25 protein-coding genes are annotated in these 24,982 nt (G+C 63.0%); 7 read left to right on the top strand and 18 right to left on the bottom strand.

Features of this window, described 5'->3' with window-relative positions:
- Positions 1 to 165 precede the first annotated feature (165 nt).
- Both IVA95_RS24605 and IVA95_RS24600 read left to right on the top strand, forming a co-directional pair.
- Positions 166 to 1,746, top strand: a complete 1,581-nt coding sequence (locus IVA95_RS24605) for a Spy/CpxP family protein refolding chaperone (RefSeq protein ID WP_247512854.1) — start codon at positions 166 to 168, stop codon at positions 1,744 to 1,746.
- 150 nt (positions 1,747 to 1,896) lie between these two features.
- Positions 1,897 to 2,247 (top strand): c-type cytochrome, encoded by a 351-nt coding sequence (locus IVA95_RS24600; protein ID WP_247512853.1) that lies wholly within the window; start codon positions 1,897 to 1,899, stop codon positions 2,245 to 2,247.
- A 39-nt stretch (positions 2,248 to 2,286) separates the two neighbouring features.
- Here IVA95_RS24600 and IVA95_RS38835 read toward each other — a convergent pair whose 3' ends face one another.
- On the bottom strand, positions 2,287 to 2,415 hold the full coding sequence (locus IVA95_RS38835) for a hypothetical protein (RefSeq protein WP_256470269.1): 129 nt from the start codon (positions 2,413 to 2,415) through the stop codon (positions 2,287 to 2,289).
- Entirely contained in the window at positions 2,397 to 3,014 is a 618-nt protein-coding gene (locus IVA95_RS24595) for a hypothetical protein (RefSeq protein ID WP_247512852.1), read from the bottom strand. The genes IVA95_RS38835 and IVA95_RS24595 overlap by 19 nt, the downstream gene beginning before the upstream one ends.
- A 154-nt stretch (positions 3,015 to 3,168) precedes the next feature.
- Between IVA95_RS24595 and IVA95_RS24590 the strand changes: the two genes are divergently transcribed.
- Complete coding sequence (locus IVA95_RS24590) at positions 3,169 to 3,687, top strand: GNAT family N-acetyltransferase (protein ID WP_346658041.1); 519 nt, start codon at positions 3,169 to 3,171, stop codon at positions 3,685 to 3,687.
- Between the two features lie 105 nt (positions 3,688 to 3,792).
- On the opposite strand, the gene IVA95_RS24585 is transcribed toward IVA95_RS24590, so the two are convergent.
- The 12 genes from IVA95_RS24585 to IVA95_RS24530 all read right to left on the bottom strand — a co-directional run bounded on the left by IVA95_RS24585 (position 3,793) and on the right by IVA95_RS24530 (position 15,717).
- Positions 3,793 to 4,173 (bottom strand): hypothetical protein, encoded by a 381-nt coding sequence (locus IVA95_RS24585; protein ID WP_247512850.1) that lies wholly within the window; start codon positions 4,171 to 4,173, stop codon positions 3,793 to 3,795.
- Between the two features lie 194 nt (positions 4,174 to 4,367).
- A complete protein-coding gene (locus IVA95_RS24580) occupies positions 4,368 to 4,658 on the bottom strand; it encodes a hypothetical protein (protein WP_247512849.1) in 291 nt (96 codons plus the stop codon).
- A 234-nt stretch (positions 4,659 to 4,892) separates the two neighbouring features.
- On the bottom strand, positions 4,893 to 5,756 hold the full coding sequence (locus IVA95_RS24575; protein WP_247512848.1) for a sugar phosphate isomerase/epimerase family protein: 864 nt from the start codon (positions 5,754 to 5,756) through the stop codon (positions 4,893 to 4,895).
- Positions 5,756 to 6,949 (bottom strand): dihydrodipicolinate synthase family protein, encoded by a 1,194-nt coding sequence (locus tag IVA95_RS24570; protein ID WP_247512847.1) that lies wholly within the window; start codon positions 6,947 to 6,949, stop codon positions 5,756 to 5,758. Before IVA95_RS24570 ends, IVA95_RS24575 begins: the two co-directional genes overlap by 1 nt.
- Before the next feature lie 12 nt (positions 6,950 to 6,961).
- Positions 6,962 to 8,113, bottom strand: a complete 1,152-nt coding sequence (locus IVA95_RS24565) for a Gfo/Idh/MocA family oxidoreductase (RefSeq protein ID WP_247512846.1) — start codon at positions 8,111 to 8,113, stop codon at positions 6,962 to 6,964.
- On the bottom strand, positions 8,110 to 9,513 hold the full coding sequence (locus tag IVA95_RS24560) for a hypothetical protein (RefSeq protein ID WP_247512845.1): 1,404 nt from the start codon (positions 9,511 to 9,513) through the stop codon (positions 8,110 to 8,112). Before IVA95_RS24560 ends, IVA95_RS24565 begins: the two co-directional genes overlap by 4 nt.
- A gap of 11 nt (positions 9,514 to 9,524) precedes the next feature.
- Positions 9,525 to 10,373 carry an ABC transporter ATP-binding protein gene (locus IVA95_RS24555; RefSeq protein ID WP_247512844.1) on the bottom strand — a complete coding sequence of 283 codons (849 nt, stop codon included), beginning with the start codon at positions 10,371 to 10,373 and terminating at the stop codon, positions 9,525 to 9,527.
- Between the two features lie 191 nt (positions 10,374 to 10,564).
- On the bottom strand, positions 10,565 to 11,563 hold the full coding sequence (locus IVA95_RS24550; RefSeq protein ID WP_247512843.1) for an ABC transporter substrate-binding protein: 999 nt from the start codon (positions 11,561 to 11,563) through the stop codon (positions 10,565 to 10,567).
- A 128-nt stretch (positions 11,564 to 11,691) separates the two neighbouring features.
- Positions 11,692 to 12,501 (bottom strand): ABC transporter permease, encoded by an 810-nt coding sequence (locus tag IVA95_RS24545; RefSeq protein WP_247512842.1) that lies wholly within the window; start codon positions 12,499 to 12,501, stop codon positions 11,692 to 11,694.
- A 216-nt stretch (positions 12,502 to 12,717) separates the two neighbouring features.
- Complete coding sequence (locus tag IVA95_RS24540; RefSeq protein ID WP_247512841.1) at positions 12,718 to 13,425, bottom strand: TetR/AcrR family transcriptional regulator; 708 nt, start codon at positions 13,423 to 13,425, stop codon at positions 12,718 to 12,720.
- A 166-nt stretch (positions 13,426 to 13,591) separates the two neighbouring features.
- A complete protein-coding gene (locus IVA95_RS24535) occupies positions 13,592 to 14,461 on the bottom strand; it encodes a VOC family protein (protein ID WP_247512840.1) in 870 nt (289 codons plus the stop codon).
- Positions 14,458 to 15,717, bottom strand: coding sequence for a Glu/Leu/Phe/Val dehydrogenase (locus IVA95_RS24530; protein ID WP_247512839.1), 1,260 nt, complete (start codon positions 15,715 to 15,717; stop codon positions 14,458 to 14,460). Before IVA95_RS24530 ends, IVA95_RS24535 begins: the two co-directional genes overlap by 4 nt.
- Positions 15,718 to 15,958: 241 nt before the next feature.
- Between IVA95_RS24530 and IVA95_RS24525 the strand changes: the two genes are divergently transcribed.
- Positions 15,959 to 16,852, top strand: a complete 894-nt coding sequence (locus tag IVA95_RS24525; RefSeq protein ID WP_247512838.1) for a sugar kinase — start codon at positions 15,959 to 15,961, stop codon at positions 16,850 to 16,852.
- Between the two features lie 24 nt (positions 16,853 to 16,876).
- Complete coding sequence (locus tag IVA95_RS24520) at positions 16,877 to 17,791, top strand: ribokinase (RefSeq protein WP_247512837.1); 915 nt, start codon at positions 16,877 to 16,879, stop codon at positions 17,789 to 17,791.
- 99 nt (positions 17,792 to 17,890) lie between these two features.
- Here IVA95_RS24520 and IVA95_RS24515 read toward each other — a convergent pair whose 3' ends face one another.
- Positions 17,891 to 19,111 carry an FAD-dependent oxidoreductase gene (locus IVA95_RS24515; protein WP_247512836.1) on the bottom strand — a complete coding sequence of 407 codons (1,221 nt, stop codon included), beginning with the start codon at positions 19,109 to 19,111 and terminating at the stop codon, positions 17,891 to 17,893.
- 273 nt (positions 19,112 to 19,384) lie between these two features.
- Here IVA95_RS24515 and IVA95_RS24510 point away from each other — a divergent pair, with 273 nt between their 5' ends.
- Complete coding sequence (locus IVA95_RS24510) at positions 19,385 to 20,176, top strand: enoyl-CoA hydratase/isomerase family protein (protein ID WP_247512835.1); 792 nt, start codon at positions 19,385 to 19,387, stop codon at positions 20,174 to 20,176.
- Positions 20,177 to 20,310: 134 nt separating this feature from the next.
- Here IVA95_RS24510 and IVA95_RS24505 read toward each other — a convergent pair whose 3' ends face one another.
- The gene (locus tag IVA95_RS24505; RefSeq protein WP_247512834.1) at positions 20,311 to 22,017 is read right to left on the bottom strand and encodes an IlvD/Edd family dehydratase; all 1,707 of its coding nucleotides are present in this window, start codon (positions 22,015 to 22,017) and stop codon (positions 20,311 to 20,313) included.
- Between the two features lie 122 nt (positions 22,018 to 22,139).
- Entirely contained in the window at positions 22,140 to 22,958 is an 819-nt protein-coding gene (locus IVA95_RS24500) for an NAD(P)-dependent oxidoreductase (RefSeq protein WP_247512833.1), read from the bottom strand.
- Positions 22,959 to 23,051: 93 nt separating this feature from the next.
- Here IVA95_RS24500 and IVA95_RS24495 point away from each other — a divergent pair, with 93 nt between their 5' ends.
- Positions 23,052 to 24,020 (top strand): SMP-30/gluconolactonase/LRE family protein, encoded by a 969-nt coding sequence (locus tag IVA95_RS24495; RefSeq protein ID WP_247512832.1) that lies wholly within the window; start codon positions 23,052 to 23,054, stop codon positions 24,018 to 24,020.
- A gap of 2 nt (positions 24,021 to 24,022) precedes the next feature.
- Here the strand turns inward: IVA95_RS24495 and bla are convergent, their stop codons facing one another.
- On the bottom strand, positions 24,023 to 24,913 hold the full coding sequence (gene bla / locus IVA95_RS24490) for a subclass B3 metallo-beta-lactamase (protein WP_247512831.1): 891 nt from the start codon (positions 24,911 to 24,913) through the stop codon (positions 24,023 to 24,025).
- Between the last annotated feature and the right edge of the window lie 69 nt (positions 24,914 to 24,982).

The following is a 24,982-nucleotide window of genomic DNA, read 5'->3' as shown; positions in this document are numbered from 1 at the left end:
GGCGGCCCGGCTGCGCCAGCAGCCCGACCCGCTGCCCCACCACCGGCGATGGCCCGACCGGCTGCACCGCCAGCGGCGATGGCCCGCCCGGTGGCGCCTCCTCCGGCCATGGCGCGACCCGCCGCCCCGACGTTCCGTGCAGCTCCTTCGCCGCAACGTCCAGCGATGGCCCCACAGGCGGCGCCGCCGCGTATCGCCGCGCCACCGCGCCCGGCCGCGCCGCGCGTGGTAGCGCCGCGACCTGAAATCCATCGTGCCGCGCCGCCGCAGCGACCCGCCATGGCGAGGCCCCCGGAACCGCGCATCGCCGCACCACCGCGGCCGGACGCATCGCCCGTTGTCGGCGCACGCCCTTCGCGAACGGAACAGATCGAAACACGTGCGCAGCAGCGTGAGCAGCGCCTCCAGCAGCGGCAGGAAATGGTGCAGGAGCGGCAGCGTGACATGCTGTCGCGCCAGAGCACGGAGCGGCAGGGCCGCATCGATCGCCTGCAGCAGCGCGTCCAGCAATTGCAATCGCAAAGGCCGGAAGATCTCCGGGCGCAACGCTCGCAGGAAAGGCTGCTGCAAACACAGCAACGACTACTCCAGCGCGAGCAGCGCATCCAAGAACGTGACCAGGCACGCCTGCAGCGGCTGGGCCCGCAGCCTTCGGCTGAACGATCCGCCTCTGCCGCGGCCGTGCAGGCGGCGGCCCGCGGGCGATTTTCCGCGCACTTCCGCAGCAATGATGCCCTGCAAGCCCGAGCGGCGCTGACCGCCCGGGAGAACCGCTGGGCTCCCCGGCATGCCTGGAAGCGCGGCCACCGCGCCGCGTTCGTGGCCTGGCTCGGCCCGGTCTTCTGGCCTTACGCCTATTCCGACATCTTCAATTACACGTTCTGGCCCTACGCCTATGACCCCGGCTATTGGGCGTATGCCTACGACGACTTCGTCGATACGGTGTTTTGGGGTACGGACAGCCCGTATTCCGCTTACGCCAGATATCCTGAGCCCGGGGCGGCGGTCACCGATTACCGACGGGGCAAGCGCGCAAGCGTAAGCCGGCAGGCGCTGCGGCAAGTGTGCAGAGCGCCGGACGAGGGCGTGACTGCGTGGCCGATTGCGTCGATCGTGCGCGCAGTGCAGCCGACGCCCGAGCAGCGCGCCCTGCTCGACGAACTGAAGGCCGCCGCGGCCAAGGCCGCCGACGTCTTCAAGAATTCTTGCGCCGATTCCTTTGCCATGACGCCGCCCGGTCGCCTGCGGGCGATGACGAACCGCGTGACGGCTACGCTCGATGCGGTAAGGATCGTGCGTCCGGCGCTTGAGCGGTTCTACAACTCGCTGGATGACGAGCAAAAGGCCCGCTTCAACGCGCTCGGCCCGAACGTCGGCGAGCGTTCGCAACAGCAGCCGCAGCAGGAGGCAAATGCGCAAACCGAGCGCTGCGGTGACCCGAAATCCAGCCTCACGCAGCTACCGATCGAGCGGATCGAGGCCGTGATACATCCGGCAGGCAAACAGAAGGACGCGCTCGACGTCTTGAACAAGGCGACGAACGACGCGGTCCAGAAGTTGCAGGCCGCCTGCCCCGACGACGTGCCGCTCACACCGCTCGGACGGCTGGAGGCAATGGAGAAGCGACTCGAAGCCATGCTGGAGGCAGCCGTGCTGGTGCAGCCGGCGCTGGACGAATTCTATGCCACGCTGAGCAACGAGCAGAAGGCGCGCTTCAATACGATGCCGCAGGTCGCAAGCCAGTGACCGAACACGCCCACCATTCTTCTTGATGAGGATCGAATGAGGCAATCGCCCTTTGTCACGCTGCTCGTCCAGCCAACATCCAGCCGGCGAGACGCACGTTTGCGGCACAGTCGGACGTTCGTGATAGGCGCGTTGAGCGGACTGGCGTGCATGCTTCTATCGCCTTCCGCCATGCCCCAGGCGCCGCAAGGCGCGGAGGGCGTCTCAGGACAACAGGCCTTCAACAATGCCTGTCGGACCTGCCACATCATGAGAGAGGGCGACAATCGGCTGGGTCCCAACCTGCACAAGATTGTCGGACGGAAAGCGGGATCGCTACCAGACTATGCGTTTTCTAGCGCAATGAAGGAGGCAGGATTCGTCTGGGATGAGGAGAAGCTCGATCGCTTCATCGCGAACCCCGATGAGGTCGTGCCCGGCAACAACATGAAGCCGTATGGCGGCCTCTCATCGAGCGAGGACAGAAAAAAGATCATCGCCTTCCTTGCTCAATCACGGTAACCCCCCAGCCTGGGCTTTTCGAGAAAGACAAGGCCCCCGTCACTTGGCCACGCGCGCCAATGCCAAGGCGCGCTCCAGCGCCTGTGTTACGATGACCGCAGAGCGCTCGTCGAGATGAACACCATCGGCCCAGCGCAGCTCGCCTCGCTTCACTTGATAGACAGCCATCGATGGGAATCCGGAAACGCGGCGTGAATAATTTCCCGTGTGATCGCCGCATATCGCGAGCCTTCGATCGGTTCGGAATAGGGTAGCTCGAACAGCAGCACGCGCGCACCGCGTTGTTCCGCGATCCGGATCAGCTCCCCAATCCGTTTCGCGTTAGACTGCACTGCATCCGTCGGATCCTCCGCGTTGAATTGCTGCAGCGCGCGATCTGCATAGGCCCGGTTGTCGAAATCGCTCGGCGGCTGCCCGACCAATCTGCGTAGCTCGAGCCAAACCTGCTCATGCGTCAGCGGCGCGTGAATCCGCTGCTCGTAGGCGGCTACCGCGGCCCTGACCGGGCGAAAGAACAATGGCTCGGCATCGCCGCGTGAGTAACGTTCGACCAGCGCGGCATCGGTCCGGCGGGCGAGAACATTCGCTTCGATCAGAATGAAACTCGGAAGCTGCGGCTGGGTCGCGACGATCTCCAGCCCGGTGAGCGGCGAGCCCCCCGCGAGCGCCAGATTTCTCAGCTTGGGCGCGCCGGAAGGTAATACGCCGCGAATACGATCGCGGCGAAGGTGCCGAAATGCCAGGAAGTGAAAGTCATGCCGCCCCAACGGTAGTTGGGGATGCTCTAGCATTTCGACCCGGGAGGGCCTAGCCGAAAGCAGGCTTTAGCCTCGACGCTGAAAGCTTCAGCCCGCCTCGACGCTTGTCTATTGACCCACGGGAGAGGTTGTGCGCCACGCAGCCACTCGGTATGTCTTTATCATGGTGCCAACGCTAGAAACGCCGCGTCTTTGTATGCGGCCTCGGGCCGCAGCCGACGTCGATGCCTACGTTGCCATGGACAAGGACATCGAAGTTCGGCGCTTCATCACGCCCGATTTTCGGGACAATTTCGACGTCAACCGGTATCAAGCCTCCCTGCGCACGCGCTTAGCCGTTGATCCGGGAAAAGGACTTGGATGGTGGACGCTCCGCAACCGATTCGACGACAACTCGTTCTTGGGCATGGCCCTGCTTATCCCACTGGCGCTGGAGGGTCCCGAAATCGAAATAGGTTGGCGACTGCCAAGGAGCGCGTGGGGGAACGGTTACGCCACAGAAGCTGCCCTTCGCGTAGTCCAGTACGCGAGGGACGAGGTCGGGCTGAAGGAGATTATCGCCTGCATCAATCCCGAGAACGAAAGGTCCGTACGAGTTGCGAATAAACTCGGTTTTCGGCCAGATGGTCGTAAGAGGGCCTACGGAACGGAGTTCGATTGCTATCGGCTGCGATTGGACTAGTTAGGCGGTCGCGGTCTGCTCTTGGTCGATCCCGTCATTTCGCGGCTTCCAATTGAGCCGCTTTGAAAGCAGACTGGACATGACGGCCCTTTATGAACACGCGCCTTAGTTGCCCGCAGTATTGAAGCGGGAGAGATCGCAATCCCGTTCGGCATATCTCACGCGCCGCAGGCCCTCGCGGTCTTCAACCACCGTCGGCCGGCAGCGCTCCCTCCAGGCAGCCTGGGCGGCTTCATCGGCCTTCAGTTCTTCCGAGGTCCGGGGCACGATCTTCACGGTGCCGCGGCTGCCGACGTAGAAATTGGTTTGCTGGCTGGGAAGCAGCGGCGCGCCGGAGGCAATGGCCGCAGCCTTGGCATCCGCTGCGGCCCGTGCTGCGCGGGCGGCCTGGACGGCATCCGCGGCATGGCCGTGATCCATCGCGAATTGGGCGGACGCGGAGGAGACCGAAGCAACGACGATCGAGATTGCGATGAAGACGCGCATGGACACTGCCCCTTGATGAATGCGTCTGTCAGGAATGACCGACAAGCATTGAGGCGGCGTAAAGCTGTGTGACTAACCGGATCGCAATTTGGTCGATAAAGATTTAGCGGTCTGTCGGGCGCGCTGCGCGTTGCCCGCCGTTCATCGAGCCGTAGGACTCGGAATCCTCCTCGCTCGCGGCGAGGAGATGCGTGCTACTCGCTGCGGCCGAACTCGCAGCCCTTGCGGGCGTAAACCAGGCGGACGACACCTTCGTTGTCGTAGGTGCGTTTCGGCTTGCAGAACGCTTCCCACTTCTCGATGCTGGCGCGCCTTGCCTTTGCGTCTTCCTGATCCTGCGCCTCGCTGCGCACCGGATCGTCCAGATAGGACGTCGTGCACACCCTGCCATAGAACTTGCTGTAGGTGCAGCGTTCCACGACCTGCCAGGCCTGTGCCGATGTCGACAGCAGGGCCAGCGTCGCAATTGCGTAAAGGATTTTCATGTTGTCGCTCATCGCTTGTGGAGACTTTCTCCGTGCGATTGCTAGCGCCGGAGTTTATCCAGGCGCAACGGTAACCCTTTGTTAAGCTAAATACCCGCGGAAAAGGTTAAATCGGGAACCGCGCGCTGTCTCTTCATGCGACGGCATCAGAAAAGGAGTGGTGCGGCAGTTCACATACGAGACAACATCGTCCGTCATTGAGACAGCGGAACAAGCGTTTTCGAGTGACGGCTGCTAGACCACCGTCCGATGCCGCGCGATGCAGGTCTGCAGGACCTCATCCATCGGCCTTGTCCACCACTCGTTGGAGAAGATTTCGATCTCGGAATAGCCGGCAAAGCCCTGCGCCTCGACCGCTGATCGCACAGATGTGATGTCGATAACGCCGTCGCCCATCATGCCGCGGTCGTTGAGGATGTCTTTTGTCGGCACCAGCCAGTCGCAGACGTGAAACGCCAGCAATCGATCCTTCCCCGCGCGCGCAATCTGCGGCATCAGTTCCGGGTCCCACCAGATGTGATAGACGTCGAGCGCAACACCGAGCGCGCCAGTGCGCTGCGGATCGAGCTGGTCGCAGATGTCCAGCGCCTGCTTCGTCGTGTTCACGCAGGCACGGTCGGCGGCGTAGGCCGGATGCAAAGGCTCGATCGCGAGCGGCATGTTGACCTCTCTCGCGTACTCCAGCATTTCCGCGATGGCGTCATGGACTTGCGTCCGCGCGGCCACAATATCTTTCGAGGCTGCGCTTCCCGGCCGCGAATATTGCGGCAGGCCGCCGACGACCAGCACGATACAGGGTGCACCCAGCGCCCTGGCTTCGTCCACCGCACGGCGGTTGTCGTCGCGCACCTCGATGCGGTGCGCCGCATCAGCGGTGAACATGCCGCCGCGGCAATAACCGGATAATTCAAGGCCGGCGTCGCGCACGGCCCGCGCTGCGCGCTCGAGGCCGATGGCCGCAACCTGGTCGCGCCAGGGATCGATGGCGCGGATGCCATGGCGCGCACAGGCGTCGATGATGGCAACGAGATCACCCTGCTTCCGAACGGTAGCCGTGTTCAGCGACAGCCAGCGATGATCGCTCGAGAAATCGCGCATCAGGGTTCGATGCCGCGCGTTGCCAGCACCGTCTTCATGCGCCGCGTTGCCAGTTCAGGGTTGGAGAGCAGCCCAGCCCTGTCGGCCAAGCGGAACAGTTCAGCCAGATGCAGCGTCGAGCGCGTGCTCTCCTGCCCACCGACCATGGTGAAATGATCCTGGTGGCCGTTGAGATAGGCCATGAACACGATGCCCGTCTTGTAAAACCGCGTCGGCGCCTTGAAGATATGCCGCGACAGCGGCACCGTCGGCCCCAGCACGTCATGGAAACCGGCCGCGTCGCCGGCAGCCAGCCGCGACAGTGCATAGGACGCCGCCGGCGCGATCGCATCGAAGATGCCGAGCAGCGCATGCGAAAAGCCTTGCTCGTCGCCCGCGATCAGCTCGGCATAGTTGAAATCGTCGCCGGTATACATCTTCGCCTTGGAATCAAGGCGCCGGCGCATGTCGATCTCGCGCTGCTTGTCGAGCAGCGAAACCTTGACGCCGTCGACTTTGGTAGCATTGGCGTTGATGATGGCAACCGCCGTATCCATCGCCTTGTCGAGATCAGCGGTGCCCCAGTAGCCGGATAGCGCCGGATCAAACATGTCGCCGAGCCAATGGATAATCACAGGCTCGCGGACCTGCGACAGCACCCGGTTGTAGACCTTTGCATAATCGTCGGCGCTACGACCAAGCTTTGCCAATGCGCGCGAGGCCATCAAGATGATACGGCCGCCGGCCTTCTCCACGGCCGCGATCTGCTCCTCATAGCCGCGGATCACGTCGTCGATCGATTTTGCGTCTTCCACTGCGAGGTGGTCGGTGCCGGCGCCGGAAAACACCAGCGCATTGCCTTTCGCTTTCGCAGCCTTTACCGAATGCTGGATCAGTTCCAGCGAGGTCGACCAATCCAACCCCATGCCGCGCTGCGCGGTGTCCATCGCTTCGGCGACGCCAAGGCCGAGATCCCAAACGTGCTCGCGGAACGCAATGGTCCGATCCCAATCAATCGCAGCGCTAAGCCATGGATCGTTATCGGCGAGCGGATCGGCCACCACATGCGCGGCCGAGAAGGCCACGCGGTTCAGCGTGCCTTCGAGCTTCGCCGGAAACGTTCGCGGCGCCGCCAGGCGATAGGTCTCGATCGAACGATCCGCGGTCGGCAACTTCAGCGACAGCGATGACGTCGGCAGGACAGGCTTGTTCATGGCTATCCCTCCTCACACCTCGATCGGGGCGACATCGATCCAGCGCCGCTCGCGCCAGCTCTGCAGCGCGCATTCGGCAAGCTGCACGCCCTTGGCGCCTTCCAGCAGCGTGTACTTGTAGGGCGCCTCCTCACAGACGTGGCGAATGAACATTTCCCACTGCTCCTTGAAGCCGTTGTCGTAGACAACGTTGTCGGGAACCTTCTGCCAGTCGGCGTAGAAATCGTGGGCGCGCTTTTCGTCCGGATTCCACACCGGCCGCGGCGTGGCTTGCCGCGCCTGGATCACGCAGTCGGTCAGGCCGGCCACCGCCGAGCCGTGGGTACCGTCGACCTGGAACGTGACGAGATCGTCGCGGTAAACCCGGGTCACCCAGCTCATGTTGATATGCGCGATCACGCCACCCTTGAGGCGGAAGGTGGCATAGGCAGAGTCGTCGGCGGTCGCCGTGTACTTCTTGCCGGTCTCGTCGAAGCGCTCGGGGATATCGGTCGTGCCGAGGCAGGAGATGCTCTCGACCTCGCCGAAGAGATTGTCGAGCACGTAGCGCCAGTGGCAGACCATGTCGAGAATAATGCCGCCGCCGTCCTCGCTGCGGTAATTCCACGACGGCCGCTGCGCTTCCTGCCAGCCGCCTTCGAACACCCAATAGCCGAACTCGCCGCGCACCGAGAGCATGCGGCCGAAGAAGCCGGAATCGCGCAGGAAGGCTAGCTTCTTCAGGCCCGGCAGGAACAGCTTGTCCTGCACCGTGCCGTGCTTGATGCCTTTGGCCTTGGCGAGCTTCAGCACAGCGACCGCCTCCTCCAGATTGGTCGCGATCGGCTTTTCGCAATAAACGTGCTTGCCGGCCTCGATCGCCTTGGTCAGCAGCGACGGGCGCGCCTGCGTGGTCGCGGCGTCGAAGAAGATAGTGTCGTCCTTCGCGGCCAGCGCCTTGTCGAGATCGGTCGACCAGCGCTCCACGTTGAAGCGCTTGGCCAGCCGCTCCACCTTTTCCGCATCGCGGCCGATCAGGATCGGGTCGGGCAGTATGCGGTCGCCGTTGGACAGCAGCACGCCGCCCTGATCGCGGATCGCGATGATGGAGCGGACCAAATGCTGATTGAGTCCCATGCGGCCGGTCACGCCGTTCATGATCAGGCCGAGGCGTTTGGTCGTCATACTGCTTTCTCCAAGGGAATTTTTGGCGAGGGCTGCGCGAGCGGTGACATCGCGGACCAGTCCGGATCCACCGCTGTAGCGAAGCCAGGTGTGGTCAGCGATCCCGTGAGGAGATCGCCATCATGGATCGCGAGACGAATTTTGTTGCCGCCGCGGATATATAGATCGGGATGGCCTGCCAGAAACGCCTCCGCTTCCGTGACGGGCGTATCGCCAAAACCGTCGACATAGTGGTGGCCGTTGCGCTCAGCATGAGTGACGCCGATCAGCGCGCCGAGCGCGAGATCCTGTTGCACGGCAAGGCCCGCCTGGCAGGTCAGGTCCTCGCCAGCGATGAAGTATCTTTCGCCGCTTGCGCTCCATTTGGCCGCGCGCGTGGCGTTAATCACCGACTTGTAGATGCCCTTGCAGGATTTCGAGGAGATGCCGCGATAACCGAGCGCCTGCGCCACCGGGAAGGCGTCGTAGGCATCGTCGGCCTCGTCGACGATAAAATCGCGCCGCGCCAGCGCGCCGAGCGGCGATTGGCGGGTGATGTCGCGCGGCATCGGCTGCTCGATGTAGAGGAGCTTTTGCGCGATCGGCCGCAGCGCGGCGTCGCGGTCAAGCCGCTCGACAAGCGCATTCAACGCAGTGAGATCGGCGTACTGTTCATTAGCGTCGAGGGTGACACGGTAATCGTACGACAGCGTCGCCAGTTCATTGCCGATCCGGATCAGCCGGTCGGCATCGTGCGCGGGATCGCCGTTTAGCTTGAGCTTGAAGTAGCGCGCGCCAGCGTTTTCTTGTCTGTCGGCAACGCCGCCCTCGCCTTCGATCTTGTCGTCCATGCCAACCGTATGCCGGATCGCGACGCGCTCCAGCCGTTTTCGGCCTGCGAGAAAGCGCGACACGTCATCGTCGCCGAGATCGCGCGACAGTCGTGCATCCACGCCTGCGATGTTGTCGGCCATGCCGTCGAAGAAGCTGGTTCCCGTGCAACGCAGCAGCGCGTCAAGAATCGCCTTGTCGATTTCGGCCGGCCCGTAGGCCGCCGCCAGCGGCGGAATGTCTGCTCGCGCGCAGGCCTCGATTTGCGCGCCGATGCAGGCCGCGTGCAGGCCGAATGCTGTGTCGTAAGTGGGATGCGCCAGATAGATATCGCGCGCGATCAGCAGCGAGCGGCGCAATTCTGCAACCGTTTCTTCCGGCGAAAGATGCGGCCGCTTGTCGAACCACTTCGGCACCAGGAACTCGGCGCTGGCGCCTAGCGCCCTGCCCTGGCGTTCGACCTCGATCTCGACGCGCACAAAGACTTGCGGCGTCGCATTGATGACGACCGCGCCAAACCGGAACGGCCGGGCGAAAGTGACCGGACGTTCAAAAAAGGAGATGTCTCGTACGGCCAAGCGTAACGGCATCGAGCCAGCTTTCAGTCCAGCGCGCTTTGCGTGAAAAAGTGCTTGCGAATTCGCTGCACCAGGTCGGTGAAGGCGGGATCGGCCATCGCGTCGAGCGAGCGTGGGCGGGGCAGCGGCACGTCGTAGATCGCGGCGATCGCACCGGGCCGCTCGGTCATGACAAGCACGCGATCGGCCAGGAACACCGCTTCCGGAATCGAGTGCGTGATCAGCAGCACGGTCTTGCCGGTTTCGCGCTGGATGCGCATCAACTCGACGTTCATCTTCTCGCGCGTCATGGCATCGAGCGCACCGAATGGCTCGTCCATCAGCATGATCTTGGGATCGTGCACCAGCGCCCGGCAGATCGAGGCGCGCTGCTGCATGCCGCCGGACAATTGCCAGGGCAGCTTTTTCTCGAAGCCTTCGAGTCCGACCAGCTTCAGCAGCGCCTTCGCCCGCGGCAGATACTCGTCGCGCGGCAATTTCTTCATGTCGATCGGCAACATCACGTTGGCCAGGATGTTGCGCCACGGCAGCAGCAGCGCGTTCTGGAACACGATGCCGACATTGCCGTGCGGTTTTGTGACTTGCTCGCCTTCGACCAGGATCTCACCGGTCGACGGTGCCAGCAGCCCAGATATCATCTTGAGCAGCGTGGACTTACCGCAGCCGGACGGGCCGACCACGACAAAGAACTCGCCCTCGTTGATGTGGAAATCCAGCGGCCGCAGCGACGGCACGTCGCCGTCGCGCGAGCGATAGGTTTTGGAGACGCCTGATAGCGTGATGCCTGCCGCCGCGCCGCCTGCGCGACCGGACACCAGGCGCAAATGCGCGGCTGGCTGATCGATCTCGGTTGGTTTGGTCGCGGGGTTCATTCAGTTAACGTCCATTTGGAAGTTTTCTTTCGGCACCGGTGCGGGCTTTCATCCTTCGAGACGGCGCTTCGCGCCTCCTCAGGATGAGGTTTGAGGCCTCGGGATAAGATCTGAGACCCTCATGGTGAGGAGCGCGGCAACGCCGCGCGTCTCGAACCACGAGGCCCCAATTGCCCGATCGCACGCGTCCCTCACGAGCCGCCCTGCGGCAGGTAGTCGTTGGTGTAAAACGCCTTCGGATTGTCCTTGGCCTTGGCATCCAACCCGCCATATTCGACCATCAGATTGACCGTGTCGGTCATGTTCTGGTCGGTCACCTGGAACGGCCGCTTGTTCTTGGTTTCAGCCGTGCGGTAGAGCGGGATTGTCAGCTCAAAGCCCTTCGTCAATGTCTCGAGCTTGCCGCCCTTCGGGTTGGCATCGAGAATCGCCTGCGCTGCACCCTTCGGGTCCTTCTCAGCGGCTTCGACCGCTTTGGTGGTCGCCGACATGAAGCGCTTGACCAGATCGGCGTTGGCCTTGACGAAGTCGGTGTTGGCGACGACGCCCGAGCAGACCATGTTGATGCCGTAGTCGGCGAACTTGATCGCGTTGACGTCCTTACCGGTCGCGTCCTTGATCTTCATCGACTGGTCCATGACATAGCCGAGCAGAAGGTCCGCCTGGCCGTTGATGACGGCGTTCAGCTTGGTCTGGCCGTCGCCGGCGACCGTCTGGAAATCGCTTTCCTTCAGGCCGGTCTTCTTCAAAAACAGCGGCCATATCTGCGTCATGGAATCGGCCGGCGTGATCGCCACCGTCTTGCCCTTGATGTCCTCAGGCTTCGTGATGTTCTTCTCGACAAAGCCCATCGCCGACATCGGGCTGGTCTGCAGCAGCACGCCGGTAGAGATGATCGGCGCGCCCTTGACCGCCGCGCGCATCATGGTGGGCACGTCGACATAGCCGAAATTGGCGGTCTTGGCCGCAACGGCTTGCGTGGTCGCCGCCGAGCCGCGGCCTTCCTGGATTTCGAGATCGATGCCTTCGGCGGCATAAATGCCCTTGGCCTTGCCGTAATAGAATGGCGCGTGCTCGCCATAGACGTACCAGTTCAGCATCAGAACCACCTTGTCGGCGGCCGATGCCGGAAGCACAGAAAGCGCGGTCCAGATCAGGGCGGCGGAGATCGCCGTTATCACTCTTATCATGGTCATCCTCCCGTTTGCTTCGTCATTGCGAGCGAAGCGAAGCAATCCATTCCTCCACTTGCGGCGCCATGGATTGCTTCGCTGCGCTCGCAATGACGTTCTGTGTTGTTGTTTCGTGCGGTATTCCCTCAAGAAGCAAAAACGATGTCCTCGCGCTGGCTGACATGCCAGGGAATCACGAGGCGCTCGATCCGATCAACGACCCAGAACAGGACGACGCCGAGCAGCGCCAGGATCACGAGCGCGGCAAACATCATCGGCAAGTCGAAGGTACCGATCGAGCGCTGCATCACATAGCCGATGCCGGAATTGGAGCCGACGAACTCGCCGACGACAGCACCGACGACGGCAAGCGTCACCGAGACTTTCAGGCCGGAGAAGATCGCCGGCATCGCGTGCGGCAGGTTGACGGCGCGAAACACCTGGAAGCGGCTGCCCTGCATGGCGCGCGCGAGATCGACCATGTCAGGGTCGACCGATTTGAAGCCCTGCACGGCGGACACCACCACCGGAAAAAACCCGAGCAGAAACGCCGAGATCACCTTCGGGATGATGCCGAAACCGAACCACACCACGAACAGCGGCGCGATCGCGATCTTCGGCACGGATTGCGAGAAAACCAGCAGCGGATAGACGTAGCTCTCCACCGTCTTCGATCCCGCAATCAGCATCGCGACGGGAATGCCGAACACGGCCGACAGCAGGAAGCCGCAGATGGTGGCGTAAGTGGTGGGCCAGGCCTGCCGCAACAGTTCCGGCCAATCCGTCCGCAGCACCGCCACGACATCGCCGGGCGCCGGGATCTGGTAGGCCGGAATCTGGAATACGCGGATGGTGAGGTCCCACATCACTACGATGAAGAGCAGGAACAGAAACGGCCGCACCCACGCCGCGTTCAGCGCTTTCGATACGCCACTCTCGCGCTTCAGCTCGGCCACGTCCCGCTCCCTGGTTATCCTCTTATGGTCGGAAATTAACCCGTTGGATAAATACTGGCAAGCGGGTTTTTGTGCGGCGAAATGGCCGGTTCCATCGCCCCCGCGAAAGCGGGGTTCCATAACCACGGCTGCGTACTTTGCGAGTGCTGGAGCCGCCTTCCGATGCAGCAATCAGGGTCGGTGGCTATCGGGTTCCCGCGTGCGCAGGACGACGGCTCACACCGGCTGATGCGCCGGCGGCCGCACGCCCGGCTCGGCGGCCTTGCCGAAATCCGCGGTCGATTTGCCCGTCAACGCCGCCAGCACCAGCGCGACCATATGCGCCAGCCGCTCATCCCTCGCCTCCTTCTTCAGGAGGTCGCGGCCGAAGATCACGGAAAGCGTCGCGCTGTTGGAGAGATAGAAGAAGCAGAGCGCGGCGATCGAGATATAGAGCTGGACCGGATCGACGGCGACGCGGAAATCGCCGCTTTCGACGCCGCGCGTCACCACGGTGCGGATCATTTCGACGAATGGCGAATGCATCGACTTCACCTTGGTCGAGCGCTTCAGATGGCGCGCCTTGGCGAGGTTTTCGGTGTTGAGCAGCGCCAAGAATTCCGGGTTGCGGAGGAAATAGTTCCAGGTGAACTCGATCAGCCGTTCGATCGCCTCGGGCGGATCGAGATGTTCGAGATCGAGCCCGCGCTCCTCGGAACGGATCTTCTCATAGGCGCCTTCCAGCACTGCGAGGTAGAGGTCTTCCTTGTTGCCGACGTGGTAGTACAGCATGCGCTTGTTGGCGCCGGCATTGGCCGCGATGCGGTCGACGCGCGCGCCGGCCAGGCCATGGGCGGCGAACTCCTGCTTGGCGGCCTCGAGAATGCGAAGCCGCATCCCCTCGGGGTCGCGCTGCCATTTCTGAACGCGTTTTGCCTTTGCCAAATCAATCGCCCGTGGTCGTGCAACACAAGCTGTAGCATGCAGGGAAGCGTTTGAGAACGAGGGATGCTCTATCCCGACCGTCATTGCGAGCGCAAGCGAAGCAATCCAGAGGCCAAAGCAAGACTGGATTGCTTCGTCGCTGACGCTCCTCGCAATGACGGCTGGGTCAGTCGGCAGCGCTCGCCGGCCCCGCCGACGGCTGCACCAGCAGCGTGGGCACACCGCATGTCCCGCTGCGTACCGTCATCACCCGCGTTCCCGGCTTGCGGCCGGTGCGGACTTCCGAGACGTCGACGCCCGCCTGTACGAGCCGGGCATGGGTGGCGTCGATGTCGGCGACGCGCCAGCACAGGCCGCGAAGTTTGTCTTGAAGTTTGTCCTGCGACATATCCGTCTCCTTGCCCGGCCGGTGCGTGACCTCGACAATGAGGTCGCCGCAGCGGAAGAACATCAGCCGGCCCCAATCGGGGTGCGAACGGTCGAGCGCCATGTCGAGGCCGAGCCGCGCGCCATAGAGCGCCGCGGCCCGTTCAGGGTCTGAGGTCGAGATCACGACATGGTCCATCGCTGAGATCGATCCGGGCGTGGTTCGCACCGACAGCGGGCGCTCCTTGTCGCGCTCGAGGAAGAACACACGGACGCCGCGCGTGGCCTCTGGCGCCGCGCGCGTGCGCTTCCACGACAGCACGGCACCCGAAATCGCGTCGCGGCTTTCGACGTCGGCGATCACGTCCGGCTTCAGCGTCAGCCGGTCGAGCCGGCGATGCATTTTGGCGATGTCACTGGTTCGGAAGCAGATGCTTGCGAGTCCCTCGCCTTGGGTCGCAAGAACGCTGCGAATGCGGTCGGCATTTGCGCCGTCGCCGCTCGGCGCCATCAATTCCAGCGTGGTGTTGTCGAGCGTGAACAGGACGCGGTCAGCCCCTTCGCCGCTGTTCTGCCAGGCCGGCGCGCGGGCAAACAAGGTCTGGTAAGCGGCGGAGGCTGCGTTGATGTCGCCGGTGAGAACGACGACGTGATCGAGGCCGGTGATCACGGAAAAAGCCCCCGCACGTTCTTGGCCGCGCGCACCTTCTCGACGCCGATGGCCATCGCCGCCGTGCGGTGCGGGATCTTGTCGGCTTTCGCGCGCTGCACCATGGCATCGAAGGCGCGATCGAGGATCGCGTATTCGCGCCGTGTCACTTCCTCTTCCTCCCAGAACAATTGCTGCAGGTCCTGAACCCATTCGAAGTAGCTGACGACGACGCCGCCGGAATTGCAGAGAATGTCAGGAATCAGGAATACTTCGCCCTGGCGCTTCTCCAACACCAGATCGGCTTCCGGCGTGGTCGGACCGTTGGCACCCTCGGCCAGCACGCGGCACTTCAGGTTTTCAGCGACCTTGGCATCGATCACGCGCTCCATCGCCGCCGGCACCAGCACGTCGCAGGGTAGCGTGAGGATCTGCTCGGGATCGAAAGTAAGCTCGTTGGAGAACCCGGCGATACTTCCATGCGCGCCGGCATGTCGCATCAATGCTGGAATATCCAGCCCCTTCGGATCATGTAGCGCGCCGGTGTGATCGCTGACCGCGATGATCTTCAGGCCATATTGTTGTAGTTCCAGCGCGGCATAGGAGCCGACATTGCCAAAGCCCTGGATCACGGCGGTCGCGCTGCCCGGATTGATCGATAGCTCCTTGAGCACCCGTTTGGCCAGATAGGCGACGCCGCGCCCGGTTGCTTCGCGGCGGCCGAGCGTGCCGCCCGACGAGACCGGCTTGCCGGTCACGATCTCGGTCACGGTTTGGCCCTGGTACATCGAATACGTGTCCATGAACCAGGCCATCACCTGTTCGTTGGTGCCCATGTCCGGCGCCATCACATCGGTATGCGGACCGACGAACGGGATCATCTCCTGCATGTAGCGGCGCGACAGCCCTTCCAATTCGCGCTTGGAAATGGTGGAGAGATCGACATTGACGCCGCCCTTGGCGCCGCCATACGGCAGCCCGACGAGCGCGCATTTCCAGCTCATCCAGATCGCAAGGGCCGCGACCTCGCCGATATCGACCGAGGGCGCGAATCGCGTGCCGCCTTTGGTCGGGCCGAGGGTGAGATGATGCTGCACCCGATAGCCTTCGTACACGGCAACCGTGCCGTCGTCGCGGTGGATCGGGCAAGAGACAGTAACCGCCCGCTTCGGCATCAAGATGCGGTCGCGCTCGTCCATCGGGATTTCGAGATGGTTGGCGATGACGCCAAACTGATTAACCGCCATGTCGAACACGGGACCGGAATAAACCGTCATCATTTCCTCCACTTTTGTCGCGCCGTAGGCGAAACCCGGGCAGCCGTCAGCCGTTATACGACGGTATGCCCAAGCCCCCCTTAAGGACGGTCGCAGTCTCCTCTATACTCCCATCTCAAGCAGCAAAGACGGCACGGTTGCGAATAATTTCAGCGAATGCATCCGATAACCAGTGCTAATGTGTGTGCGCCGCGCCGGGACCATCTTCGCCCAACACTCTGCAGGACATGACGGAAAACGCATGCAGGCCCTCTTCATCGGACAGACCTATATCGACGTTACCTTCATCACCGACCACATGCCGACTGGCGACGAAAAACATGTGGCCTCCGCCTACGCGGTGTCGTTTGGCGGCAACGCCGTGACGGCGGCGTTCTGCTGTGCCAAGCTCGGGATCGTGCCGGACCTGATCGCGACTATGGCCAATGATTGGCTCGGCCGCATGTTTCAGGACATGGCCGCGAAATACGGCATCTCGATCCATCCGCGCAAGGTCAACTCCTCGTCGCTGTCGTTCATCATGCCGAAAGACGGCAAACGCGCCATCGTACGCTGCCGCGACGACGAGCACATTCATCCCTTCCCGATGCTGAACTTGAAGGGCTGTCGCGCGCTGCATGTCGACGGCCATCAGCCGGACGCGGCAATCCACTATGCCAAACTCTGCCGCGAGGACGGCATTCTGACATCGCTCGACGGCGGCGGCCTGCGCACCAACACCCATGAACTGCTGGAATTCATCGACGTCGCAATCGTGGCCGAACGGCTGTGCGAACAGATGGACAAGACGCCGGAGGCCATGCTGGATTATCTGAAGAGCCGCGGATGCCGGATCGGCGGCGTCACCATGGGCGAGAAGGGCCTGCTCTGGTATGACGAGACCGGCACCGTCCGCCGCCTTCCCGCACTTCCGGTCACACCCGAACGCGTTATCGATACCAACGGCGCAGGCGACGTCTTCCACGGCGCCTATGTCTATTCCTATCTCGCCAATCCTGCTAAAAGCTGGCAGGAGCATTTCGAGCTTGCGCGCGCGGCCTCGACCTTCAAGGTCCAGCGTCTCGGCAATGAGGCCGGCCTGCCCACGCTCGCCGACATCGAGGCGATCACGCGAGAGTTTCAGGTCAGCGCCTGAGGAAGCGAACGGGGGTTAGTACGCATGGGGCGCGTGTTCGTCGCCGGCAGCATCAACATGGATGTGGTGGCGACGGCCGACCGGCATCCGAAGGTCGGCGAGACCGTCGCAGGTCAGGCGGTGCATTATTTTCCAGGCGGCAAGGGCGCCAACCAGGCCGTGGCCGCCGCAAAACTCGGCGCACCGTCAACGCTGATCGGCCGGCTAGGCGCGGATGCTTTCGGGAAGCAATTGCGGACATTCCTCAGCCAGCAAAACGTCGATCTCGCTTTCGTCAAGGACACCGTAGACGTCCATACTGGAACGGCCGTGATCACGATCGCCAACGCCGACAACACCATCGTCGTCGTGCCCGGCGCCAATGCGCTCGTCAGTGCCGACGATGTCGCCGTCCCCACGCTTGCCAAGGGCGACATTGCCGTAAGTCAGTTCGAGATTCCGCAGCCCACGATCGTCGCCTTCTTCAAACGAGCGCGCGCCGCCGGCGCGACTACCATCCTCAATCCGGCGCCGGCGATCGCCTGCGGCCCCGAATTGCTCGATCTCGTCGATATCCTTGTTCTCAACGAAACCGAGCTGGGGCTTCTCGCGCAGACCGAGCTTCACGACACCGACGACCCTTCCCGATTCGTCGAAGCGGCGCTGCGCCTGCCAACGGCTTCAGACAAGATCATCTGCGTTACACTTGGCAAGCGCGGCGTGCTCGCGATTGTACGCGGCGAGCCCACGCTGATTGCGGGACGGGCCGTAAAGGCCGTGGACACCACCGGCGCCGGCGATTGCTTCGTCGGCGCCCTCGCTGCGCAGCTTGCCAGAGGAGAAACGATCGGCGACGCGCTCGAATACGCCAACGCCGCCGCATCGATCTGCGTACAGCGAATGGGCGCCGCGCCATCGATGCCGACGGCAGCCGAAGTGGCGGCGGTGTTGAGCTCGTAGCCCGGATGGAGCGAAGCGAAATCCGGGACGCTCACCCGCTTGCAACAGCCCCGGATTGCGCTTCGCTCCATCCGGGCTACAGAACTCGGCCGCCTCCGCTTAAGTCAGGGCCTTTTTCAGGTCGAAGCTCGTATCGGCCGCCTGCTCGGGCGTGATCGAGCCATGGGCGGCAAGCAGGCGCCGTCCGAACATGTGATCGCCCGCGCGGTTGACTGACTCGATGCCGACGAGTTGTCCGCCCCTGTAGCAAAAAGCCGAGAATGCCGCCTGGGCCTGATCACCGCGCACCACCACGCGGTCGTAGCCGGTGGTTAGTCCTGCGATCTGGAGCTTGTCGGGCCCCTGATCGCTCCAGAACCAGGGCAGGCCGTCATACGGCTTGGCATCGCCGGTCAGCCGGGCCGCAACGCAGCGCGCGTGGTCGGTGGCGTTCTGCACCGACTCCAGCCGCAGTGAACCGCCGAAACGCGGGCTCGCAAACAACGCGCAGTCGCCAATCGCCGAGATATTGGGATCGGCGGTCAGCAAGTGCTCATCGACGATGATGCCCGACGCGACCGGCAGGCCGGCGTCCGCCGCCAGTTCCACATTCGGCAACACGCCAACCCCGACCACAATCAGGTCGGCTTTCATGTGCCGGCCATCGCTGAGGCTGACGCCCGTAACCGTGCGTCCGTCGCTTTCGATGCTGGTGACCTGCACGCCGAGGTGAATTCGGATGCCGGCCGCAGCATGCCGTGACTGGAAGAACTCCGAGATCTCCGCCGTCACCGCGCGCGCCATCACGCGCGTGGCGAGTTCGACGACGTCGACTTCGAGGCCCTTTGCCCGCGCCGTCGCCGCAAACTCCAGGCCGATAAAACCGGCGCCGATAACGACCACGCGCTGGCCTTCGGTGATGTAGTCGCGCAGCGACTGGCTTTCGTCGAGCGTGCGCAAGTAACGCACGCTGTCGAGATTGGCGTTGGGAATGTCGAGCAGGCGGTTGCGCGCGCCGGTCGCCAGCACCAGATGCCCGTAATCGAGCGAAGCGCCGGAGGCGAGCGCCACCTTGCGCGCCGCGCGGTCGATCGACACCGCGCGATCGGAGATCAGATCGATATTCTGGTCGAGATAGAATTTTTCCGGCCGGAACATCAGGCTGTCGGGTCCGCCGGTTCCTTTCAGATAGGCCTTGGACAGCGGCGGTCGCTGGTAAGGCAGATGGCCTTCATCGTTCAACAACACGATGCGTTCCGAAAAGCCGTGCTGGCGCAGCGAAGCCGCAAGCTGATAGCCGGCATGGCCCGCGCCGATGATCACAACTGCTCCTGCCATCATGGGGACATCCTACGTTCGAGCGCACGGGAATGACCCATGTCGTTTCCTCTCCAGTGATTTTGGCTTGCCTGCCTCGTCCCTTGGGAGCGGCGCTCGTGTCCGTCCCGAACGATGACGGGCGCCTATCTGACCTCATGGCGCGAACAGACGCAAGGGCGACGGCGGCCTTGAGGGCGGTGTTTGCCGCATTTTGCGGACCTGGCGGGGATTGTCACCTCTTGCCTTCTCCATTTAAATGCCTGGTCCATCCGCCGCGCTCCGCGAGGCCTTGCCATGTCGACCTCCGATGATACCGCCGCCCCTGCCCTGCTCCGGATCGAGGGCCCGATCGCCACGATCACGCTCAATCGCCCCGCGGCTTTCAACTCCATCAATCTGTCGATCGCACAAAAGCTCGAGCAGCTCGGCGCGGAGGTCGAGGGCAATGACGACGTAAGGGTGCTGGTGATCGAGGGTGAAGGCCGCGCCTTCTCGGCCGGCGGCGATCTGCAGACCATCGGCGCCGCCGCCGCCAACGATACGATCGCCCCCGTGGTCGGCGAACTACTGAAGCACTACCATGCCTTCATCGAAGCAGTACGGCGGATGCCCAAGATCGTTCTCTCCAGCGTCCATGGCTCCGCGGCTGGCGCCGGCATGGGGCTCGCCTTCGTCGCCGATCTCTGCATTGCCGCCGACGACGCCCGCTTTACGCCGGCCTATGCCAAGATCGGCGTCTCGCCTGACGGAGGCAGTACGGTCGGCATGGTCGGCACCGTCGGCACCCGCCGCGCGCTGCAGATCTTTCTGGCAGAGGACAGTTTTACCGCGCAGCAGGCCTATGAGTGGGGTCTGGTTGCCCGCGTCGTTCCGGCGGCAGAGCTGAAGGCTGAGACGCGCAAATTCGCCGAGCGGCTGGCACAGAACCCGCCAGCGGCGATCAGCGGCACCAAGTCGCTGGTCTATCAGGCCGCGGTTACGCCGACGAAGCAGCAGCTCGATGCCGAGGAAGCGAAGATCATCGATGCCATGCAAACGGATGAATTTCGCGTTGCGGTGAAGAAGTTCACCAGCAAGGGGAAGTAGCGGCGCGTTGATACCGCCTGCTCAACTGTCATCATCCGCGAAGCGAATCATCCAGTACGCCGCGCACTCTCGATTCGAATTCAGCGCCTCGGAGTACTGGATGCCCCGCCTTCGCGGGGCATGACGCCGCAGGGCTATTTCTTTCCCTGCCCGCGCATGAAATCGAAATCGCAGCCTTCATCAGCCTGCAGAATCGTCTCGTTGAACAGATGCGCGTAGCCACGCCTCGCCCAATCGGGCGTTGCGGCCGGCGCAAGCGCGGTCCGCCGCTTCTCCAGTTCAGCGTCATCCACCAGCAGGTCAATGCTGCGCTTGGAGACGTCGAGCCGGATCATGTCGCCATTCTTCACCAGCGCCAACGGCCCGCCCACGGCGGACTCCGGCGTAATGTGCAGCACGATGGTGCCGAACGCCGTTCCACTCATCCGCGCGTCTGATATCCGCACCATGTCCTTGGTGCCGCCACGCGCAAGCTTCTTCGGGATCGGCAAATAGCCAGCCTCGGGCATGCCCGGCGCCCCCTTGGGACCGGCGTTGCGCAGCACCAGCACGTCGTCAGCGTTGACGTCGAGATCGGGGTCGTCGACCCGCAGCGTCATATCCTCGACCGATTCGAACACCACGGCACGGCCGGTGTGCTGCAGCAGTTTTGGGCTGGCCGCCGACTGCTTGATGACGGCCCCGCGCGGCGCAAGGCTGCCATGCAGCACCGCCATCGCGCCTTCCCTCTTGATCGGATTGTCGCGCGGACGGATGGCGTCCTGTCCCGGAACATCTTCGGCGCCGGCCACAATCTCGCGCAGAGTCTGGCCGGTGATGGTCTTTGCGTCGAGATCGATGAGGTCACCAAGCTGCGCCATTAGCTTCGGCACACCGCCGGCATGGTGGAAATGCTCCATGTAATGTTCGCCCGACGGCTTCAGATCGACGAGCACCGGCACCTCGCGGCCGAGCTTGTCGAATATCTCGAGGTCGATCTTGTGCGGGGAGCGATGAGCGATCGCGGTGAGATGGATCAGGCCATTGGTCGAGCCGCCGATCGCCTGCATCACGACCTGCGCATTGCGGAACGATGTCGGCGTCAGAATCTCGCTCGGCCTCGGTCCCTTGGCTTTCGCCATTTCGGCCGCCACCCTGCCGCTGGCCTCCGCCGAACGGAACCGCTCGGCATGCGGCGCCGGGATCGTTGCGCTCATCGGCAGCGACAAACCGAGTGCCTCGGTGATGCACGCCATGGTGCTGGCGGTGCCCATCACCATGCAGGTGCCGACCGAAGGCGCCAGCCGGCCGTTGACGGCTTCGATCTCGTTGTCGTCGATTTCGCCGGCGCGATATTTCGCCCAGAGCCGCCGGCAATCGGTACAGGCGCCGAGCACCTCGCCCCTGTGATGACCGACCACCATCGGGCCAACCGGAATGACGACGGTCGGCAGGTCGGCTGAGACTGCGGCCATGATCTGCGCCGGCAACGTCTTGTCGCATCCCCCGATCACGACCACGGCGTCCATCGGCTGCGCGCGGATCATCTCCTCGGTATCCATCGCCATCAGATTGCGCAGGTACATCGAGGTCGGATAAGCGAAGCTCTCCGCGATCGAAATCGTTGGGAACACCATCGGCATCGCGCCCGACAGCATCACGCCGCGCTTCACCGCTTCGATGATCTGCGGAACATTGCCATGACAGGGATTGTAGTCGCTGTAGGTATTGGTGATGCCAACGATCGGCCTGTTCAGCGCATCATCCGAGTAGCCCATGGCCTTGATGAAGGCCTTGCGCAGGAATAGCGAGAAGCCAGCATCGCCATAACTCGTCAGTCCCTTGCGAAGTCCGTCGGCCATTTTTTTGTTCCCGTTTTTCGAGGCTCCGGTTTCCAGGCGTCTTGGTGAGGCCGGGTCACATGATCGTCAGTATGGTCTTCGGGCCGGGCGCCGCAAGGGCGCAGGACCCGGAATTCGGTATCTCATTTCCAGTCGATAATCCGGCTCTCGTCGCCGTCGAACTCCATGCTGCAGAACGTGCCACCCTGGTAGTAATCGCCGACCGGATCAGGTTTCAGCTTGGCCTGCTCGGCCATGGCATGTTCGCGGAAGTCCTCGGCCCGGCCGGTCGGCCGATACCCGAGCTCGTAGGCGCGATGGTTGTCCCACCAGGCGCGTTCATTATAGGAGGCGCCGTAGAAGATTTCGAAATGGATGTCGGGATGATCGAGCCCGATGCAGCAGAGCTGCACCAGGTCCTCCGGCTTCAGCCAGATCGAGAGACGGCGGTGATCCAGCGGCATCTCGCCGAAATTGCCGATCCGGATACAGGTGACGCCGAGCCCGTGCTTGTCCGCATAGAGCGCGCCGACCGCCTCGCCGAACACCTTGCTGACGCCGTAGCGGCTGTCGGGCCGCGCAGTAACGTCGGTGCCGATCCGGTGATGGCGCGGGTAGAAGCCGACCGCATGGTTCGACGAGGCGAACACCACGCGCTTCACACCCTTCTTCCGCGCCGCCTCGAACAGATTGTAGCCGCCGATGATGTTGGACTGCAGGATCGAATCCCAGGGTCCTTCCACCGAGTAACCGCCAAAATGCAGGATGCCGTCGATGCCTTCGCAGATCGCCTCGACCTGCGCCAGATCGGCGAGATCGGCCGGCTTGAATTTCTCGTCCTTGCCGAGATCAGCCGGCGGCTTCAAATCGCTCAGCAGCAGGTCCGGATAGATCGGCGGCAACAGCTTGCGCAAGGATGTGCCGATCCCGCCGGCCGCGCCGGTCATCAATATGCGTGGCATTGTTTCCTCTTAGTCTCGCGATCGATTTGCGGTCATTAGCAGGTAATGATAGCTAACCCAAACGCTCTGGGAACGCACCAACGAGAACAGCAAATGTCCGATGCAGCATCGCATTCAGCCGGCTGGCGCCCGGCCACCTATTATCCCGATCCGGCTATCCGTGCGCTCGATCCGCGCTTTGAGAAGTATTGGCTCAAGCTGTCGGCGGTGGAGCGGCTGACCACGGGGTTGCGCTGGGCCGAAGGGCCGGTGTGGTTCGGTGACGGGCGATATCTGCTCTGCAGCGACATTCCGAACCAGCGCATCATCAAGTGGGAGGAGGAGACCGGCGCGGTCAGCATCTTCCGCAAGCCATCGAATTTCGCCAATGGCAACACCCGTGACCGGCAGGGGCGCCTGATCACCTGCGAGCATGGCGGCCGGCGGGTGACGCGTACCGAATATGACGGATCGATCACGGTGCTGATCGATTCCTTCGATGGCAAGCGGCTGAATTCGCCGAACGACGTCGTCGTGAAGTCCGACGGCTCGATCTGGTTCACCGATCCGGTGTTCGGCCTGCTCGGCAATTACGAGGGCTACAAGGCGGAGCCCGAAATCGACGCCAATGTCTATCGGCTGGATGCCGCGACCGGCAAGGCCACCATCGTCGCCGAGGGCGTGCTGGGACCGAACGGGCTTGCTTTCTCGCCGGATGAAAAAATCCTCTATGTCATCGAGTCCCGAGGCGTGCCCAACCGCAAGATTCTCGCTTATGACGTCTCGCCTTCCGGCGACAAGCTTTCCGACAAGCGCGTGTTTGTCGATGCCGGCCCCGGCACGCCGGACGGCTTTCGAATAGATATCGACGGCAATTTGTGGTGCGGCTGGGGCATGGGCGATCCCGAACTCGACGGCGTGGTCGTGTTCGCGCCCGACGGCGTCATGATCGGCCGCATTGCGCTACCCGAGCGCTGCGCCAATCTATGCTTCGGCGGCGTGAAGCGCAACCGCCTGTTCATGGCCGCGAGCCAGTCGATCTACGCGCTCTATGTGAACACGCAGGGCGCGCCGGGCGGGTAGGTTCACCCCTTCTTTTCCTGCGCGGCGGCAGTCTGCTTGACGAGCGCGTCTTCAAACGCCTTCTCCAGCGTTGCGGCATAGGCATTGAACTCGCCGGGACTGACGAACGGATTGGGACCGCCTTCGGCGAGCTTGGCGCGCTTCTCCGCCATCTTATACATTTCCGGATGCGGCGCGAGCAGCACGTCCACCTTCATGTCCTTCGCCCGCGCGAACGTCTTCCGGTAATCGGTAACGATTCCGGAATAGGTGGGATTGGTGACGAGGCGGTTCAGCGCCACCGTGCCGCTGCAGAAGATGAGGACCGAGCGCGTGGCGTCGCCGTCCTTCACCGCGAATTCCCAACTCGTGCAGCCGGGCGAATGGCCGGGCGTTTCGCGGGCGGTCAGAGTGACGTCACCGATCTTGACCGCATCACCCTCGCGCACTGTGCGATCGACTTTCACCGGCGGAAACGCGAGCGCGGTATTTTCCTGCGCGCCCGGATAGTAGCCGCCTTCGAGCAGCGGCTTGTCGGCTTCGCCGGCGACCATCTGGCCGCCGCTGGCCTGTTTCATCTCGGCGAGGCCGCCGGTGTGATCGATATGGGCGTGGGTGTTGAGAAGGTATTTGATATCGGCGATCTTGAAGCCAAGCTTTTCGATGTTCGCTTTGATCTGCGAGGTCGATTCCGGCATCACCGTATCGACCAGGATATGGCCTTGCGGCGATGTGATCAGATAGGACGCCAGGCCATCGGTTCCGACGTAATAGACGTTGCCGATCATCTTGAACGGCTCGGTCGGCGAATTCCACTTTACCCTGAGGGCCGCGAGCAGATCCTTCGGCGTCTGCGCCTGTGCGGCGGCGGTCAGCGACATGAGCGCGGCAAGCGCAATGGCAATCTTCTTCACGGGCATCCTCCACCTTTTCTTATTGCGCCGTCGGCACGTCCGCTTGCGCACTGACGCGACCCTAGCCTG

This window comes from Bradyrhizobium sp. 157 (assembly GCF_023073815.1).
GTDB lineage: Bacteria > Pseudomonadota > Alphaproteobacteria > Rhizobiales > Xanthobacteraceae > Bradyrhizobium.
The sequence above is the reverse complement of the archived record's forward strand: the minus strand, read 5'-3'. Positions and strand labels throughout refer to the sequence as shown.

What these genes read in the sequence shown, in the direction of transcription:
- IVA95_RS24605 (WP_247512854.1), top strand. Translation starts at nt 166, where the DNA reads ATGGCCCCACAGGCGGCGCCGCCGCGTATCGCCGCGCCACCGCGCCCG.
- IVA95_RS24600 (WP_247512853.1), top strand. Translation starts at nt 1,897, where the DNA reads ATGCTTCTATCGCCTTCCGCCATGCCCCAGGCGCCGCAAGGCGCGGAG.
- IVA95_RS38835 (WP_256470269.1), bottom strand. Translation starts at nt 2,415, where the DNA reads ATGGCTGTCTATCAAGTGAAGCGAGGCGAGCTGCGCTGGGCCGATGGT.
- IVA95_RS24590 (WP_346658041.1), top strand. Translation starts at nt 3,169, where the DNA reads ATGGTGCCAACGCTAGAAACGCCGCGTCTTTGTATGCGGCCTCGGGCC.
- IVA95_RS24585 (WP_247512850.1), bottom strand. Translation starts at nt 4,173, where the DNA reads ATGCGCGTCTTCATCGCAATCTCGATCGTCGTTGCTTCGGTCTCCTCC.
- IVA95_RS24580 (WP_247512849.1), bottom strand. Translation starts at nt 4,658, where the DNA reads ATGAAAATCCTTTACGCAATTGCGACGCTGGCCCTGCTGTCGACATCG.
- IVA95_RS24575 (WP_247512848.1), bottom strand. Translation starts at nt 5,756, where the DNA reads ATGCGCGATTTCTCGAGCGATCATCGCTGGCTGTCGCTGAACACGGCT.
- IVA95_RS24570 (WP_247512847.1), bottom strand. Translation starts at nt 6,949, where the DNA reads ATGAACAAGCCTGTCCTGCCGACGTCATCGCTGTCGCTGAAGTTGCCG.
- IVA95_RS24565 (WP_247512846.1), bottom strand. Translation starts at nt 8,113, where the DNA reads ATGACGACCAAACGCCTCGGCCTGATCATGAACGGCGTGACCGGCCGC.
- IVA95_RS24560 (WP_247512845.1), bottom strand. Translation starts at nt 9,513, where the DNA reads ATGCCGTTACGCTTGGCCGTACGAGACATCTCCTTTTTTGAACGTCCG.
- IVA95_RS24555 (WP_247512844.1), bottom strand. Translation starts at nt 10,373, where the DNA reads ATGAACCCCGCGACCAAACCAACCGAGATCGATCAGCCAGCCGCGCAT.
- IVA95_RS24550 (WP_247512843.1), bottom strand. Translation starts at nt 11,563, where the DNA reads ATGATAAGAGTGATAACGGCGATCTCCGCCGCCCTGATCTGGACCGCG.
- IVA95_RS24530 (WP_247512839.1), bottom strand. Translation starts at nt 15,717, where the DNA reads ATGACGGTTTATTCCGGTCCCGTGTTCGACATGGCGGTTAATCAGTTT.
- IVA95_RS24525 (WP_247512838.1), top strand. Translation starts at nt 15,959, where the DNA reads ATGCAGGCCCTCTTCATCGGACAGACCTATATCGACGTTACCTTCATC.
- IVA95_RS24520 (WP_247512837.1), top strand. Translation starts at nt 16,877, where the DNA reads ATGGGGCGCGTGTTCGTCGCCGGCAGCATCAACATGGATGTGGTGGCG.
- IVA95_RS24515 (WP_247512836.1), bottom strand. Translation starts at nt 19,111, where the DNA reads ATGATGGCAGGAGCAGTTGTGATCATCGGCGCGGGCCATGCCGGCTAT.
- IVA95_RS24510 (WP_247512835.1), top strand. Translation starts at nt 19,385, where the DNA reads ATGTCGACCTCCGATGATACCGCCGCCCCTGCCCTGCTCCGGATCGAG.
- IVA95_RS24505 (WP_247512834.1), bottom strand. Translation starts at nt 22,017, where the DNA reads ATGGCCGACGGACTTCGCAAGGGACTGACGAGTTATGGCGATGCTGGC.
- IVA95_RS24500 (WP_247512833.1), bottom strand. Translation starts at nt 22,958, where the DNA reads ATGCCACGCATATTGATGACCGGCGCGGCCGGCGGGATCGGCACATCC.
- IVA95_RS24495 (WP_247512832.1), top strand. Translation starts at nt 23,052, where the DNA reads ATGTCCGATGCAGCATCGCATTCAGCCGGCTGGCGCCCGGCCACCTAT.